The 16,264-nt window shown below is 35.9% G+C and carries 17 protein-coding genes; 8 read left to right on the top strand and 9 right to left on the bottom strand.

Annotation, left to right across the window (positions count from 1 at the left end; genetic code table 11):
- Nucleotides 1-328, top strand: a 328-nt coding sequence (locus KXJ69_RS13030) for a T9SS type B sorting domain-containing protein (RefSeq protein WP_219053563.1), incomplete at its 5' end; no start/stop codon positions are given.
- 13 nt (nucleotides 329-341) lie between these two features.
- The gene (locus KXJ69_RS13035) at nucleotides 342-1,364 is read left to right on the top strand and encodes a PorP/SprF family type IX secretion system membrane protein (protein WP_219053564.1); all 1,023 of its coding nucleotides are present in this window, start codon (nucleotides 342-344) and stop codon (nucleotides 1,362-1,364) included.
- Nucleotides 1,365-1,390: 26 nt separating this feature from the next.
- Here the strand turns inward: KXJ69_RS13035 and KXJ69_RS13040 are convergent, their stop codons facing one another.
- Nucleotides 1,391-2,542 carry a vWA domain-containing protein gene (locus KXJ69_RS13040; protein ID WP_219053565.1) on the bottom strand — a complete coding sequence of 384 codons (1,152 nt, stop codon included), beginning with the start codon at nucleotides 2,540-2,542 and terminating at the stop codon, nucleotides 1,391-1,393.
- Nucleotides 2,543-2,744: 202 nt separating this feature from the next.
- Between KXJ69_RS13040 and KXJ69_RS13045 the strand changes: the two genes are divergently transcribed.
- Genes KXJ69_RS13045 through KXJ69_RS13055 form a run of 3 tightly spaced genes read left to right on the top strand, consistent with a single transcriptional unit; the run spans nucleotide 2,745 to nucleotide 6,186 of the window.
- Nucleotides 2,745-4,940, top strand: coding sequence for a histidine kinase (locus tag KXJ69_RS13045; protein ID WP_219053566.1), 2,196 nt, complete (start codon nucleotides 2,745-2,747; stop codon nucleotides 4,938-4,940).
- Nucleotides 4,941-5,672 (top strand): LytR/AlgR family response regulator transcription factor, encoded by a 732-nt coding sequence (locus KXJ69_RS13050; protein ID WP_219053567.1) that lies wholly within the window; start codon nucleotides 4,941-4,943, stop codon nucleotides 5,670-5,672.
- A gap of 1 nt (nucleotide 5,673) precedes the next feature.
- The gene (locus KXJ69_RS13055; RefSeq protein ID WP_219053621.1) at nucleotides 5,674-6,186 is read left to right on the top strand and encodes a gamma carbonic anhydrase family protein; all 513 of its coding nucleotides are present in this window, start codon (nucleotides 5,674-5,676) and stop codon (nucleotides 6,184-6,186) included.
- Nucleotides 6,187-6,189: 3 nt separating this feature from the next.
- On the opposite strand, the gene murI is transcribed toward KXJ69_RS13055, so the two are convergent.
- The 8 genes from murI to KXJ69_RS13095 all read right to left on the bottom strand — a co-directional run bounded on the left by murI (nucleotide 6,190) and on the right by KXJ69_RS13095 (nucleotide 14,245).
- Nucleotides 6,190-6,981: a glutamate racemase gene (gene murI / locus KXJ69_RS13060; RefSeq protein ID WP_219053568.1), complete on the bottom strand. Its 792-nt coding sequence runs from the start codon at nucleotides 6,979-6,981 to the stop codon at nucleotides 6,190-6,192.
- Nucleotides 6,982-7,145: 164 nt separating this feature from the next.
- Entirely contained in the window at nucleotides 7,146-7,655 is a 510-nt protein-coding gene (locus KXJ69_RS13065) for an OmpH/Skp family outer membrane protein (RefSeq protein ID WP_219053569.1), read from the bottom strand.
- Between the two features lie 42 nt (nucleotides 7,656-7,697).
- Nucleotides 7,698-8,540, bottom strand: coding sequence for an OmpH/Skp family outer membrane protein (locus tag KXJ69_RS13070; RefSeq protein ID WP_219053570.1), 843 nt, complete (start codon nucleotides 8,538-8,540; stop codon nucleotides 7,698-7,700).
- A gap of 37 nt (nucleotides 8,541-8,577) precedes the next feature.
- Complete coding sequence (gene bamA, locus KXJ69_RS13075) at nucleotides 8,578-11,196, bottom strand: outer membrane protein assembly factor BamA (protein WP_219053571.1); 2,619 nt, start codon at nucleotides 11,194-11,196, stop codon at nucleotides 8,578-8,580.
- Nucleotides 11,165-11,908, bottom strand: a complete 744-nt coding sequence (gene uppS, locus KXJ69_RS13080) for an undecaprenyl pyrophosphate synthase (RefSeq protein ID WP_219053572.1) — start codon at nucleotides 11,906-11,908, stop codon at nucleotides 11,165-11,167. The genes bamA and uppS overlap by 32 nt, the downstream gene beginning before the upstream one ends.
- Nucleotides 11,909-12,601, bottom strand: coding sequence for a type IX secretion system protein PorG (gene porG / locus KXJ69_RS13085; protein WP_219053573.1), 693 nt, complete (start codon nucleotides 12,599-12,601; stop codon nucleotides 11,909-11,911).
- Between the two features lie 99 nt (nucleotides 12,602-12,700).
- Complete coding sequence (locus tag KXJ69_RS13090; RefSeq protein WP_219053574.1) at nucleotides 12,701-13,585, bottom strand: NAD kinase; 885 nt, start codon at nucleotides 13,583-13,585, stop codon at nucleotides 12,701-12,703.
- A 3-nt stretch (nucleotides 13,586-13,588) separates the two neighbouring features.
- The gene (locus tag KXJ69_RS13095) at nucleotides 13,589-14,245 is read right to left on the bottom strand and encodes a CBS domain-containing protein (protein WP_219053575.1); all 657 of its coding nucleotides are present in this window, start codon (nucleotides 14,243-14,245) and stop codon (nucleotides 13,589-13,591) included.
- An 84-nt stretch (nucleotides 14,246-14,329) separates the two neighbouring features.
- Between KXJ69_RS13095 and KXJ69_RS13100 the strand changes: the two genes are divergently transcribed.
- The 3 genes from KXJ69_RS13100 to KXJ69_RS13110 are packed head-to-tail and all read left to right on the top strand — an operon-like array spanning nucleotide 14,330 to nucleotide 16,186.
- Nucleotides 14,330-15,043: a pyridoxine 5'-phosphate synthase gene (locus tag KXJ69_RS13100; RefSeq protein ID WP_219053576.1), complete on the top strand. Its 714-nt coding sequence runs from the start codon at nucleotides 14,330-14,332 to the stop codon at nucleotides 15,041-15,043.
- Nucleotides 15,043-15,807, top strand: a complete 765-nt coding sequence (locus KXJ69_RS13105) for an alpha/beta fold hydrolase (RefSeq protein ID WP_219053577.1) — start codon at nucleotides 15,043-15,045, stop codon at nucleotides 15,805-15,807. The genes KXJ69_RS13100 and KXJ69_RS13105 overlap by 1 nt, the downstream gene beginning before the upstream one ends.
- Nucleotides 15,808-15,841: 34 nt before the next feature.
- The gene (locus KXJ69_RS13110; RefSeq protein ID WP_219053578.1) at nucleotides 15,842-16,186 is read left to right on the top strand and encodes a phage holin family protein; all 345 of its coding nucleotides are present in this window, start codon (nucleotides 15,842-15,844) and stop codon (nucleotides 16,184-16,186) included.
- The last annotated feature ends 78 nt before the right edge of the window (nucleotides 16,187-16,264 follow it).

Raw genomic sequence — 16,264 nt, forward strand, 5'->3', positions numbered from 1 at the left:
TATCATCACCATAAGCGATGCTCATGGATGTGGTAGTGTGACCCTTGAGGTAGGGGTAGTGGACTATCCACAGTTTATGACCCCCAATGGCGATGGGTACCACGACACGTGGAATATAATTGGTATTGCACAGTACGATCCTACGGCAAAGATTTATATCTTTGACAGGTATGGGAAACTGCTCAAGCAGATAAGTCCTAGTGGATCGGGATGGGATGGTACCTATAATGGGTCACCACTACCATCGAGCGATTACTGGTTTAGGGTAGAGTACAAAGAGGACGAAACTAACAAAACCTTTACAGGGCATTTTACAATTAAACGATAGATAATAGTTAATTATGAAAATAAAAAAAGCATTTCTAAGTCTTATATTTTTGTGTACTTCTTTTATGTATGCACAGGATGGGATTCCAACTTATTCAGATTATTTTGCAGATAACCTTTATTTGTTACATCCATCAATGGCAGGATCGTATTCTTACGGTAAAGTTAGACTAACGGCTAGACAGCAATGGTTTGACCAAAATGAGGCGCCTAATGTTCAAACATTAAGTTATCATACAAGGCTAGGTGATCGCGCAGGAATTGGTGCTATTGTATTTAATGATCAAAACGGATATCATTCGCAAGTGGGAGGATATTTAACCTATGCGCATCATATCATGTTCTCTAGAAGCAAATATGATTTAAACCAATTATCCTTTGGATTAAGTGCGGGACTTATACAGTCTAAACTGGATGAAACTAATTTTGATCCTAATGATTTTGATCCTATTATCGCAGGAATTGTTCAGAGCACATCCTATTTTAATGTGGATGCAGGGATGTCTTATAACTTTTTAGATTTTCAAGCTCATTTTACCGTTAAGAATTTGCTTTTCAGAAATAGAAATTTGTTTACGGAAGAATTAGAATCCAATAATCAAAGGGCATATAACTTAGCGGCTTCTTATGGTATTTCTACTACCTATGGAATTTGGACTTACGAGCCATCATTTTTGTTTATATGGAAAGAAAGAACTAATGAACAATCTATTGATGTAAACTTCAAAGCCTTTAGAAGCATGGATTTTGGAAGAATTTGGGGAGGAATTTCGTATAGAAGAAGTTTTGATGGAGCCGAATACTTAGACGGTACGGAAATTAAAGATCAACAACTACAATATTTTACGCCTGTGATAGGGGTAAACTATAACAAGTTTGTTGTAGCATATACCTATTCTTATCAGACTGGAAATGTTCGCCTACAAAAGGGAGGATTTCACCAGTTAACTATAGGATACAATTTCTTAGAAGGTAATTATAAAAGTTGGTCTCAGGACATGAGATACAACGGGATGTTGCGTCCCAACACAAAATAAAAAAAAAGCCCCGAACGGGGCTTTTTTTAATTCCAAGTGTAGTTTTTCTTCTTAGCTTGTTTTTTAAGTGCTTCAATCATAGCACTTTCTAAACCATTGTTGGTATTCTTTTTTTCGTTTGCAATAAACGCTTTTCTTTGCTCATTTAATTTTGCAATTTCAGATTGAATTCGCTCTCGTTCTTTCTTTTGCTTTTCAACATAGGCCTTAATTTCAGCTTTCGATTTTCCCTGAAGATTTTCAGGTAAATCTTCTTTTTTCAATTTATCATAACTAAAATCTGCTTCCTTTTCAGCATCTACCAAATCCCAAGTACTGTTGTTGTAAAAATGGGAACCTTTTGAAACTGTCCTGCTTACAGCGTTTGCTTTGCTGTACTCTTCAGCATTCGCATCTTGCATTTCCTGTACCGCAACTTTTTCTTTTCCGTAACGTCCATAAGGAATATATGTTCCGTTTAATTGAATATTTAATTGAAGAATTAAATCGTCGTAAGGAGAAGGAATATGCACGGTTTGCTGATTGTGATTTATTGCCATATAATCACCGTAGGCTAGTTGTGCGCCTTCTTTCCATTTTGTGTTTACCCCGTGCGTGTAGTCTCCACAAAAGATGGTATTAACCACAACGTCTTTTTCTTTTGCCATATTTGCGGCGTCACGATAATCAATTTTTCCCTGAGTAAAGGGCTCGTTACCTGCTATAAATATCATTTTAAGGTCATCTGCATCATTTCCCCAATCAAGTTGTGATAAGGATGCAGATATTACGGTTCCACAATATTCGCTACCTCCATTGGTGGTTAAAGAGAACAACTCTTTCGAGATATCATCAAGGTCACTTGTAAATGCTAATATTTTTCTGATATAACCATCGCGAGAGCTTAGATTGTCGTTTCCATATTCGTATAGAGCAATTTCCAAATTGGGTTGCTCATGCTTACATTTTGCATACGAAAGTTCATTGACAATTTCCCAAAGTTGTGCTTTGGCCTGGTCAATTAAACCATCCATACTATTACTGGTGTCTAATAATAAGGCTACTTTTATAGAATGTTTAGAAATGGGCGAAGAGACTTCCATAGGTTCTGTAAAAGCTACTTTTTTCTTTTCCTCTGCTTTGCAAGCAAAAAAGGAAAGGGATAGTGTGATAAAGAGGAGTGTTTTCAAGGTTTTCATAACTAACTGTTTTTATTTTGTGTAAACATAGACCCATCTTTTTTCTGAAAAAAACTACTTTGAGTGAATGACCCATGTGAATGAGGGAAATGATACACACTTTTAGAGAACCATTCTTTTTGTCCATCGAAAATGTGAATAATTGAAAATCCCCGTTTTCTCATCTGCTTCAAAGTGCGTATGTTTACATTTTAAAACCGAAATGAAACGCATTTTATCCATATGTTTCTTGTTGTTTTTTAGCGGAATATTATTTTGTTCTGCTCAAAATAAAGCAACATCGCAACCTGTTTTTTTACTGAAGGGAAAGGTGGTGAATGCTGCAGACTATTCGCCTATTTCAAAGGTGAATATCGAAATCACGGGAAAAGGGTATACCACTACCAACAACGCTGGAGAATTCGTTATTGAAGCACGAATTGGAGATGAATTAGTGGTGCGGAGTGATGATTTTAAAACCGTCTATTATATTATAAAAGACCAACAAAAAATTACCGTTGAAGTTGAAAAAGTGGAAAATGAAGCTGCCCCCATTTCAACGCGATCAAGGTCAGCCAATAAAGATTTTTTTAGAGTCTATATCGATTCTGCAAACTATTTTTTGAAAAAGGATGCAAAACGAAGTATTGAGTATGTCACGAAAGCACTTGAATCGGTAACAGGGAAAAACCCAACAAATCTTCAAAATGCAGTGGCATTTGAAACCTTAGGCGATATAAATTTACAGTGGCAACTGCCCGATTTAGCACTTTCAAATTACAAACAGAGTGTCAATTTTAGCCCAAATATTAATACCCGTATCAAGCTGGCGAAAGCCTATATGCGAAACGGAAATTACCAAGAAAGCATTCAAGAGTATAAAAATTTACTTAAAGCAGATCTTACTCCCTATCAGCAAGTAGAGGCATACGAGGGTCTTGGTGATAACTACAAAGCGACCAACGATGCTGTAAAAAGCGTATTTAACTATCAAAAAGGATTGGATATTGCTAATCAGAAAAAGATTTCACCAAAAATCACCGATTTAAACTCCAAAATAGGAGAGGCCTACGCTAAAGGTGGCGCTATTGAAGAGGCACAAACCTATTTTGAGAACTCGCTTACCCTTTCAAAAAGTGAGAATAAAAAGCGTGCTGTTGAAGAGAAAAATAAAGTAGCCGATTTTTACAATCAAAAGCGTGATTTTGATAGGGAAATTGAATTACGCCAAGAAACCTTAGACGAAATACAGTCCATGGATGCCGAAGAATCTGAAGATGATATAAATAGTCCGCTAACGCCGCAACGTCAAAATTATAAAATTGCCAATGCGTATGTGGCGCAGGATAAATATCAAGAGGCGATTCCCTTTTTAGAAAAAAGTATTGCCGAAGCAGATAAAAAAGAGGATCTCGTTGTGCAAAAAGATGCCACGCGTAAACTTTCAGAAATATATAGAGATATTGGCGATTATGGAAAAGCCGCTGAAAGCTATGAGCGTTATGTGGAAGTGGTAGATGAATTGTACATTAAAAAAGAACAGGAGTTATCACAAGCCACACGTTTCAGCAAAGAAATTGCATTGCGACAAAATCGTATAACAAGTCTTGAAAACGAACGTAAATTAAATGAAAGCAGATACAAACTAGCTTTTGAAAATCAGGAGTTGATTGAAAAAAATAACAAAATTCAAAAATGGATTATAGGCTCGTTAATTGTCATTGCATTGCTCTTGCTATTTACTGCCTACACCCAGCGGAAAAATGTACAGCAGCAAAAGTTTGCCAATAATCTGCTCGCACTAAAATCGTTGCGAACGCAAATGAATCCGCATTTTATTTTTAATGCCCTTAACTCGGTAAATAGTTTTATTGCTAGTAATGACGAACGTGCGGCCAATAAATATTTAAGTGAATTTTCACAACTCATGCGTTCGGTGTTGGAAAATAGCGAAGAGGATTTTATTCCGCTTTCCAAAGAAATTGAATTGCTAGAATTGTATGTGAAACTGGAACACTTCCGCTTTAAAGATAAGTTTGATTATGAGGTAACTGTCGATGAAAGTATAAATGTAGACGATTTTGTAATTCCGCCAATGTTGCTTCAGCCATATGTGGAGAATGCCGTTTGGCACGGACTTCGATATAAAGAAGACAAAGGAATGTTGAAAATTAATTTTCAGCAAAAAGATAAAGAAACCGTTATTATCACGATTGAGGATGACGGAATTGGAAGAAAAAAATCAAAGGAATTAAAGACCGAAAATCAGAAAAAACAAAAATCCAAGGGAATGGGAAATATTCAGAAAAGAATTTCTATCCTCAATGAAATGTATAAGGACAAGGTGGATGTTATTGTGGAGGATGCCTTTGAAAATGAAGCGGGAACCCTTGTTAGACTCACCTTAAAAAAGGACTAAATGAATCTACGCGCCATAGTTGTTGAAGACGAAGAAACCAGTCGGGAAATTTTAAAAAATTACTTGACTAAATACTGCCCAAATGTTGAAGTTTTGGGAGAAGCCGCCAATATAGATCAAGCCTTGGTGCTTATCAATACTCACGAACTAGATTTGGTTTTTCTCGATGTAGAAATGCCCTACGGAAATGCCTTCGATTTGTTAGATAAAGTAGGCGACAGAACTTTTGAAACTGTGTTTGTCACTGCCTACGACCATTATGCCATTGAGGCGTTGAATGCACATGCTTCATATTATTTATTAAAGCCTATTGATATCGATAAATTGATTGATGCGGTAAAGTATGTTTCTGAAATAAAAGAACAAGAAAACAGGCTTCAAAATATGATACTAAAACCGAAGCAAACAGTGGTGGCGGGTAAGATAACCATTCCGTTGCAAAACGGATTTGAAGTATTGCAAGTGGAAGATATTTTATACTGCCAGGCAGACGATAATTACACCAACATTTTCTTGAAAGACAAAAAGAAATTGGTGAGTAAAACCTTAAAGTATTTTGAAGATATGCTCACCGAAAATGGCTTTGCACGCGTGCATAAGTCGTATTTGGTAAATGTAAATGCCATTATCGAATACAAAAAAGGAAAAGGCGGTAGCGTAGTCCTTGAAAACGGAAAGGAAATTATGGTAAGTCCATCTAAAAAGAAGGAATTGTTAAGTTATTTTAGTTAAAATTATGATTATAAAACCCATCAACGGAAAACACCCTCAAATCCCTTCTGATTGCTTTATTGCCGAAAATGCTACCATCGTTGGCGATGTAGTTATAGGGAATCATTGCAGTATTTGGTTTAACGCCGTGATACGTGGCGATGTACATTATATTAAAATGGGCAATAAAGTGAATGTGCAGGATGGTGCAGTGATTCATGCGACCTATCAAACTTCACCCACTAATATTGGAAATAATGTATCCATTGGGCATAATGCCATTGTCCATGGTTGTACCATTCACGACAATGTGCTTATTGGAATGGGGAGCATTGTGATGGACGATTGCGTGGTAGAAAGCAATAGTATTATTGCAGCGGGGGCGGTAGTTACTAAAAATACACACGTGGAAAGTGGAAGTATCTACGCTGGCGTTCCTGCCAAAAAAGTAAAGGAAATTAGTAAAGGTTTAATTGAAGGAGAAATCAACCGAATTGCTGAAAATTACGTGAAGTATTCGAGTTGGTTTAAGTAGTAATCAAAAACCTTTCTTTTCAATCGAAATTTTTACAGCAAACTCTTTTAACAAAAATTGAAGCGTATCGACTTCAGAATTTGTATAAAACCGAAGCGTAGGCATTCGCTCTTCGTTTCGTAATAAATCATTTTCAGCTAAAATAGCCTTGGTTTGCTTTGCTACCGCTTCCCCAGAATCGATAATGGTAATATGTTTGGGAAGTATTTTTTGCAACTGTGGAATGATATACGGATAGTGGCTACAACCCAACACCAGATAGTCAATATTGGCTTCTATCATAGGGCGTATATGTTTTTCTAGCAATTCCATCATTTCAAGACTGTCTAAGGCACCTTTTTCAATAAGGGAGACTAATCCTTCTCCTACTACTTCGGTGAGTTGAATACCGTTTGTAAAGGCTTCAGATGTTTTATGAAACAGTTCGCTGCTAAGCGTTCCTTTGGTAGCTAAAATTCCTATACTTTTTGTTTTAGAATGTAGTGCAGCTGGTTTTATGGCTGGTTCAATACCAATGATAGGGATGTTGTAATTGGCTCGTAATACTTTAATAGCATTGGTAGTGGCAGTGTTACAGGCTACCACAATAATTTTGCAACCTTGAGCGATGAGGAATTCGGTGTTTTTTATGCTTAAAGCAGTGATTTCTTCTTTGGAGCGATTTCCATAAGGAGCATATTTGCTATCGGCAAGGTAGATGGTATCTTCAAAAGGGAGGAGTCCATGGATTTCCTTCCAGATGGAGGTGCCGCCTACACCCGAATCGAAAATTCCAATAGCTCCGTTTTGTTTCATTGAGTGTAAACTAATATTGTGTAAATACAAGTGACATTTTTTTGCGAAAAAGAATAAAATCTTGTTTAGCCTCGTTATATTTAACCCTCGCTTTGCGAGTAAAGATAAAAAAAGACCCTACAGAAATGCTTCTGTGGGGTCTTAAATTTTTTGTGATTCAGAAATTAAATTCCTAATTCTTTCTTTACATCTGCAAGAAGATCTTTTCCATCTGAAAGGATTACTCCAGAACCTTGAGAAGAATCTAATACATACTGAAAGCCTTGTGCTCTCGCTACTTTTTGAATCGCGTTACGTGCTTTGTCCAAAATAGGCTGGTACAAGTCTCCTTCTTTTTTCTGAAGATCTTGAAGCGCTTGTTGTCTGTAAGCACCTATGTTGTTTTGCATGCCTTGCACTTCTTCAATTCTTTTTCTGTTTTCCTCTTCCGTTTTAGAATCGGCTTCGGCATCGTACTGCTTAATTTTAGTATCAAGCTCTTTTGCCATGGCCTTTATCTCTGTGTCGTAGGTCTTTTGTAATTTTTCTAACTGGCTTTGTGCAGCTTTCATTTCTGGCATAGCAGCCACTAAATCTCCAGTGTTAATATGTGCTATTTTAGATTGAGCATTTACAAAACTAGTAGCTCCCATAAAAAGCATTACTGCTACAAAAAGTAAATTAATTTTTTTCATTGTAAGAAATTATTTGAGTGTTTATAGATTTATTATTAATATTTAATTGCCTCCATCACCTTCTTCGCTACCGCCTGTTGGAGGTCCACCACCACCATTTCTGGCATTTTCGATAGAGTCTTTTCTTTGTTGTCTTTCTTCAAGAAGCCTTTGTCTCTTGGCTTCAAATTCGGCTTTTTTAACTGCTCTAAGAGAATCACGTTGTTTTTTACGCTCCTCCATCATTTTTTCTCTTTCGTTCTTTTTGTCCTCAATGGCTTCTTCTCGTGCAGTAACTTCTTTATCTTCTTCAAGCGATAAGTTGTCGCGCTTTTCTATTTCTTTCTTTTCTCTCTTGTTTGTGGCTTCTTCTCTTTTTGCAGCACGGTTAATTTGTCTTAAAACCTGTTCGCTTATATCATTTCTTTTTGCGGCAAAAAGCATCACAATGTCTGCTGATTTATCAAAAATGAAATCATATTTTTTTGCTTCTGCAATTTCTTGAACAATATTGAATACTTGATCTTGAATGGGTTGAACTAGTTGGCGTCTTTGGATGTCTAAATCGCCATTAGGGCCAAAACGATTTTGTTGATACTCTAGCATTTCGTCTTCTAGAATTTTAATTTCTTCTTCACGCTCTTCTACCAATTCTTTGGTTAGAAGCACTTTTTCATTTGCCAAGTTCAGTTTCATTTGGTCAATTTCCTTCGACATTTTTTCGAGGTCTTTTTTCCATTTTTGAACTTTTCCTTCTAATTGTGTAGTAGCTTCTTGATATTCTGGAACACTTTCAAGGATGTATTCCATATCAATATAGCCTATTCGCACACCTCTTTGGGCGTCCATAGCGAAGCTAAAACAAATAATTGCCAGAAGTGAAAGAATGAATCTAGTTGTTTTCATAATTGCTGGTTGTTACTTAGAAAATATCGTGCCAAATTTAAAATTGTTGCCCAATGATAAAGTGGGTTTCCCATCCATTTTTCTGATTTCCATTTAAAACAGGATCAAATCCATATCCGAAATCTATCCCCAAAAGACCAAAAGCAGGCATAAATATACGAATTCCTGCGCCAGCAGACCTTTTTAAATTAAAAGGATCGTAATTTCTAAAGCCGTCGTATGATCCACCACCTTCTGCAAATGCCAATACATAAATTGAAGCTAATTGCTTCAATGTGACTGGGTAACGTAACTCTAACGAAAATTTATTGTAAATGTTATCTCCATCGGTTGTTGAAAGTGATTGATTAGGATAACCGCGTAATTGAATTACTTCTCTTCCGTCCAAACTGAAAGAACCTAATCCGTCCCCTCCCACAAAAAATCTTTCAAACGGAGGAATTCCTCTATCATTATTATACGCTCCTAAAAATCCAAACTCTGCTTTTGGGCGTAGTACCAAATCACCTACAATAGTAGAATACCAAGTGGCTTGAAACTTAACCTTATAATATTCTAACCAGTTAAAACGAGTTTGATCTATTTCAGAACGTCGCTCTCTAGCATCCACCACTTCCGTTTCTGTAGAGGTGTTTGTATTAATAATGGTTTCTAATTCACTTCGTTCGTCTGCCAAAGCACTATAATCAACGCCATTAAATAACGAATAGGGAACAGTAAGTTTTGCGCTTAAACTAAAATCTGATCCGCTTCTCGGGTAAATAGGGTTTGCAGAAGTACTGTTTCTTCCTATTCCTATGGTATATGCAAGGTTATTTGAAAATCCATCTCCAAAAGTGAAAAGTCCTGTGTTGTAATTTTTTAAGTTGTAATGCTGAAAACTTACGGCTTGAGATAACTGAAAATAATCGTCTGGCCACTTTAATCTTTTGGCAATACCTACAGAACCCCCAGTAATTAAAAAGCGTTGGTCCTTGTCTCTTTCACGCGCCACAAAATCATATCGATATTGGATGGTATGCGAAAAAGAGGTATTAAGCTGTACGGGTTTTTTACCTCCCAACCAAGGCTCGGTAACCGAAATACTATAGGTCTGATAGAAAGTACTGGCCTGTGCTCTTAACGATAATCGTTGTCCGTCTCCCATAGGGATAGGCTTATATGCTTCTCCATTAAAGATGTTTCGAAGTGAGAAGTTATTAAAAGACAATCCAAGTGTTCCTACAAATCCACCTCCACCATAACCACCTTGTAATTCAATCTGGCTTGAACCTTTTTCAACTACCGAATACTCCATATCTAAAGTACCGTTGTTGGCATCCACATTTTTGAAATTAGGAGATAATTGTTCTGGGTCAAAATACCCTAATTGTCCCAATTCTCTTATGGTTCTAATAACGTTTCGCTTACTATATTTTTGACCAGGACGTGTTCTTAATTCTCTATAGATAACATGGTCATTGGTTTTATCGTTTCCAATAACTGTAACATGGTCAAAATAGGCCAATTTTCCTTCCCTAATTCTAATTTCAAAATCAATGGTGTCGTTTCTAACTGCGACTTCAACAGGATTAATTTGGGAGAATAAGTATCCTTCGTTTTGGTATAGGTTGGTAATATCTGCTGCGTCAGGCTCAGACTTATCTTCAATTCGTTCTTGAAGTAACGTTCCGTTGTAAGTGTCGCCTTTATTAATAGCCAAATATTGTTTTAATTGGCTATCTGTATACACACTATTTCCAATAAACCGAATATCACCAAAGTAGTATTTCTTACCCTCTTCAACTTTTAGTTTTAACGAAATATGTTTTTCGTCATTAACGATAAGAGTGTCACTTAATACCCGAGCATCACGGAAACCATTTTCTTTATATTTCTGAATAAGGGTCGCTTTATCTTCTTCGTATCCAACATCGGTATATTTAGATTTTTTGAAAATTCGAATAGGATTTTTTTGCTTCACGTTTTTCATAAACTTCCGAAGCTTTTTATCCTTTATCTGCTCATTCCCTTCAAAAGTAATGGATTTCACTTTTACTCTTTTTCCTTTGTTAATAAGGATTTTCATATCCTGTCCCGTTTCAACCCCAGTTGAATCTTTAATTGGGGTAGTGGAGACAATAACATTGGTATTAAAAAAGCCTTGATCTCGATACTTGTTTTTAATATAATTTTTGGTAGTAGTGATTAGGTTCTTGGTAATTTTTGTTCCGTTTACCAAGTTATTATCCTTTTTAATTTCTTTTGCTTTCCCTTTACGAACACCTTCTATAGTAACTTCATTTAACTTCGGAAGTTCTACAATGTATAGTTCAAGGTCAACCTCATCACCATCAATATTTGTCACGTAAAATGCGATATCGCTAAAAAGGTTTTGTTCCCAAAGTTTTTTGGTAACATTACTTAGTTTCTCTCCTGGAATGTAAATTCTATCTCCAATTTTAAGTCCAGTAAAAGCAATTACGGTATTCTCATTAAAGTTTTGAGCGCCAGTAACGGTAATGCTTTTAATGGAATAACGAGTTCCAGAATCTAGCTCTTTTTTTTGAGCCGAAGCCGAGATAGTAGTGAATACTGCCAAAAACAATAAGCAGTATAAGTGGTTGTAAAATCGTTTCAGTGTATTATGGTTCAAGTTGTTCGCTCGTCTTTCCAAATCTTCTTTCTCTTTTCTGATAATTTATAATCGCTTCAAAAAGATGGTCTTTTCTATAATCTGGCCAAAGGGTATCTGTAAAATACAATTCGGCATATGCTATTTGCCACAGTAAAAAATTACTTATTCGCAACTCACCGCTTGTTCTTATTAACAAATCTACATCTGGCAAGTCACGGGTGTAAAGATGATTATTTATTACTGATTCATCAATACTCGACGGCGAAATTAGGTTATTTTTAACTTTGTCGCTAATCTCTTTAATAGTTTTTATAATTTCTTCCCTAGAGCCATAGCTTAAGGCTAGGGTAAGGGTCATGCGTGTGTTGGACTTGGTCTTTTCTATTACATCCAATAATTCTCTACGTGCTTTTTTAGGAAGCGCGTCTAGATTGCCTATTGCGTTAAGCTTTATTTGATTATCTAGAAGAGTTTTAATTTCACTTTTTAAGGATGAAACTAATAGCTTCATAAGTGTTTCTACTTCAATTTTTGGACGGTTCCAATTTTCGGTAGAAAAAGCGTATAAAGTTAAATAGGGAATAGGAAGTGCTGCACAAGCCTCAACAATTTCTCGAACGGCTTTTGTACCATTTTCATGGCCAAAAGTTCTAAATAACCCTTGTTTTTTTGCCCAACGACCATTTCCATCCATAATCACCGCGAGATGCTTTGGAAGCTTTTTTTTGTCTATTTGGGTAATTAAATCCATTTAAAAATTACAGTAACAGGGTTTTCGTCCAAACATAACTGTTAATGAAACGCCAGTAAATACATACCAGTCATCGCTATTAATATTTCCAAATTTAAGCGTTTCTTCGTCCGCAAGTCCCCCAGTGGGGTTACTTCCGTCTAGATTATCTGTAAAAGTATATCTCGCACCAATTTCAAATCCAATAACAAACCGAGAACCAACAGTTGCTTTATAGCCAATTACCATGGGGATTGCAATTGAACCAGCATTATCATATTCTACAATTTGATCATTTCCTCTTTTGTAAAGCGCATTATATCCAAAATAGGTAAGTCCTGTGTAAAGATACGGTGTTCCCTCTGGATATCCTGAATGTATATTAAATTCCCAAAAGGTATATTCAAGTCCTACGGAAGCTTCTAATATAGAATTGTTAAAGGAATATCCTCTTTGTTTTCTTCTTTCTTCACTTGACTCAGAATCATCTCCTTTTATTTCACCATACATTATAGATCCCCTAAAAGAATGACGTGCACTGCGATTCCATTTAAATATTCCTCCAAAAACTAAGTTGTTTGGGGAGATATAATTGGTTTTTCCAATATCACCTATATAATTGGTTCCTCCCAAAAACCCTCCAACCTCATAGGTTTGTGAATTTCCCAAAAAAATACAGCTTGTAATTAAAAAAATCGATAAAAAGTACCTCATATTCTCTAAAAGTTTGCAAATATAACAATTAACTTTGCTTCACCATAGTTTCAGCAAATTAGTACAGTGTGTAAAACAAAATTTAAGAGGTTTTATTGTTTAATTACGCTTGTCTTCTCCCCAAAGTAATTTCTCTCTAAGGGTTTTAATAAATGAACTATTTTCCATTTGGACCATTTTTATGGTAAATGGAGCTTTTTTAATAGTAATATGCGTATCGTTGGTAAGGGTTGCAATCCTTGAGTCTAAAGAAACCAAATAGCTATCCTCTCTTCCCGAAACTTTTAAAGATAAAACACTAGAGTCTGGTAATACTAAAGGCCTTGCGTTAAGATTATGCGGGGCAATAGGCGTAATAATAATACTTGAAGCTCCTGGATCCATAACAGGTCCACCACAACTTAAAGAATATCCTGTCGAGCCCGTTGGAGTAGACACTATAAGGCCATCACTCCAATAGGAGGTAAGATATTCGTCATCTACCTTTGTGTCTACCTTTATCATGGAGGTAGTATTCTTTCGGTTAACTGCAATTTCGTTTAAGGCAAAATTGAGGGGAGAAAGCTCTTTATTAGGTGGGGTAGTTTCGATGGTTAGGAGACTTCTTTCAGATATTTGATATTTCCCTTCCATTAAATTTTGAATGCTTTCAGTAATTTTTTCTTTCTGAATAGTTGCCAAAAACCCAAGTCGTCCTGTATTAATTCCTATAATGGGAATGCCTAAATCCCTTACAAAAGTGACGGATTTTAATAAAGTTCCATCACCTCCAATGCTCAAAAAAAAATCGTAAGATGTATCTAGTTTTTTGAAGGTTTCGATACTACTTACTGGAGTTGAAATTCCTTCGTGTTGCTCAATGATTTTCAAAAAACCTTCTTCAATAAAGACGTTTGCTCCATTTTTTTGGAGTACATCCAAAATAAGTTGAATATATTCTTCTGGATCTTTGTGATAGAATTGCCCGTAAATACCAATCTTCATTGCTTAGATATTTAGGTATTTGTTAAGGTAGTCTGAACGTTCTTTTAGCTCATCATTCATTTTATCTTCTTCGTGCTCTGAAACTACATTGTAACCATATCTTCTAAACGTTTGAGCGATGGAATTCATTCCAGAATGACCAATTTTTATGGTAGTTTGAGTAATGTCATTTTCAATATTAGAAATAAATGCACCAAGAACTTTTCCATCATTCGATTCAACAATCTGGCAAATTTCACTAAAAGAATAATCGTGGCTTCCTTTTTCTACGACAATAATTCCTCCTGTTTCATTTAAAAAAGGGGTGTGATTGAATAAATCCATAATGTCACTCAGTTCGTAATACCCAACATAGGATCCTTTTTCGTCTAAAACAGGCATTATATTAGAACCTTTTTGTGCAAAAGCCTCCAAAATATCAAGCCAATTGGTAGTCACTCTCACAAAAAAAGGTTCTACTGCATAACGATAATCGTTTAATGTTTTATCACTATCAAAACAATGAGCGTCCGTTTCAGAAATACAACCTATAAAGATACCCTCTTCCGAAACAGGAATGTGTGAAAAGGTAAGCTGATTAAAAGCATTTTTTACTTGCCTTAGGGTATCGTTACTATCGAAAGGCTTTAAATCGTTTATGATATAACTTTGTGTATCCACTATTCAATTTTTATGCAAATTACTTAAAATAACCGTGCCAAAAGGGACTTCAAGTTTGTATTTTTGTCAAATATCTTTTAAAAAATGACAAAATTAAGCGTTAATATTAATAAAATTGCCACACTACGCAATGCTCGGGGAGGAAATATGCCTAATGTGGTGCAAGCTGCAAAAGATATTCAAAAATTTGGAGCCCAAGGAATTACCATTCATCCAAGACCTGATGAGCGTCATATAAAATACCAAGATGCATACGATTTAAAATCAGTGGTTACCACCGAATATAATATTGAAGGAAACCCAATGGATGCATTTTTGGATATGGTTTTTAAAATTAAACCTACCCAAGTAACCTTAGTTCCAGATGCTGTGGATGCCATTACGTCCAATGCTGGCTGGGATACCATAAAACACGGAGGGTATTTAAAGGAAATTATTGCTGGTTGTAAAAAACAGGGTATTAGAACCTCCATTTTTGTAGATCCTAATATGGAAATGATAGAAGGAGCGGCTAACACTGGAACCGATAGAATTGAATTGTATACCGAAGCATTTGCCCATCAATATAGTTTAGGAAACAAAAAAGCCATTGAACCATATACACAATGTGCGATAAGAGCCCATGAACTTGGATTGGGAATTAATGCAGGACATGATTTATCATTGGATAACATTCAGTTTTTTAAGGAAAATATTCCTAATTTATTGGAAGTTTCTATAGGGCATGCGCTCATTTGCGAAGCCCTTTATATGGGATTAGAAAATGTGATCAAACAATATCTTCAAAAACTACAATAATGCAATTGCACTCTCAAATAATTGGGGAAGGAACCCCATTTGTTATTCTTCATGGGTTTTTAGGTTCTGGGGATAATTGGAAAACACTGGGGAATGATTTTTCTGAAAAAGAGTATCAAGTTCATTTGGTAGACCAGCGCAATCACGGAAGAAGTTTCCATAGCGATGAGTTCACCTATAAATCCATGAGTGAAGACCTAAAGCATTACTGTGAGGAGCATCAATTGAAAGAAATTATTTTGCTAGGGCACTCTATGGGTGGAAAAACAGCCATGGAGTTTGCAACAACCTATCCCGAAAAAGTTTCAAAACTAATTGTGGCAGATATAGGCCCAAAATCCTATCCAGAACACCATCAAGATATTTTGAAGGCGTTATCGTCTTTAAATTTTGATGAAATAACCTCAAGAGGGGAAGCAGATGAGGTGCTTTCAAAGTACATTCCGCATTTTGGGACGCGTCAATTTTTATTGAAAAACCTGTATTGGATAGAAAAAGGAAAGCTTGCACTGCGCATCAACCTTCCAGTCCTTATTAAAGAATACAACATAGTGGGTAATGCACTTGCAAATGATGCCACTTTTGAAAAAGAGACCCTTTTTGTAAAAGGTGAAAAATCGGGTTATATCCTTCCTATGGATGAAATTCTCATACACAAACATTTTCCAAAAGCTAAAATTGAAACCATTTCTAAGGCAGGACATTGGTTACATGCCGACAACCCGTCTCAATTTTATGATAAGATTATGGAATTTTTAAAATGATTTTTCGAAATTTAAGTCAACAAAACAAACAACTATGCAAACGTTATTAAAAATATTACTTACCGCCGTTGCGGTTATGATTTTGGCTTATATTCTTCCTGGAGTGGAAGTGGCAAGTTATTGGTCGGCAGTGATTGTAGCTGTGGTATTAGCCATTTTACGTCTTATAGTGAAGCCTATTTTAGTGTTTCTTACTTTTCCAATAACCATTGTAACTTTAGGATTATTTCTATTGGTTATTAATGCTGCCATCATTTTAATGGCAGACTATTTTATCGATGGATTTGCCGTTCGAAACTTCTGGTGGGCGTTGGCGTTTAGTGTATTATTGTCCATTTTACAATCCATCCTATTCTCTATAGTAGAAAAGGATACATAAAGACGATAAATACACTGGCTATTTGCTTGTTAGGTTCTAACAAATACACTACTTTTGCACCCAATTTTTAAGGGATTT

Source organism: Halomarinibacterium sedimenti, from assembly GCF_019312585.1.
Classification (GTDB): Bacteria; Bacteroidota; Bacteroidia; order Flavobacteriales; family Flavobacteriaceae; genus Halomarinibacterium; species Halomarinibacterium sedimenti.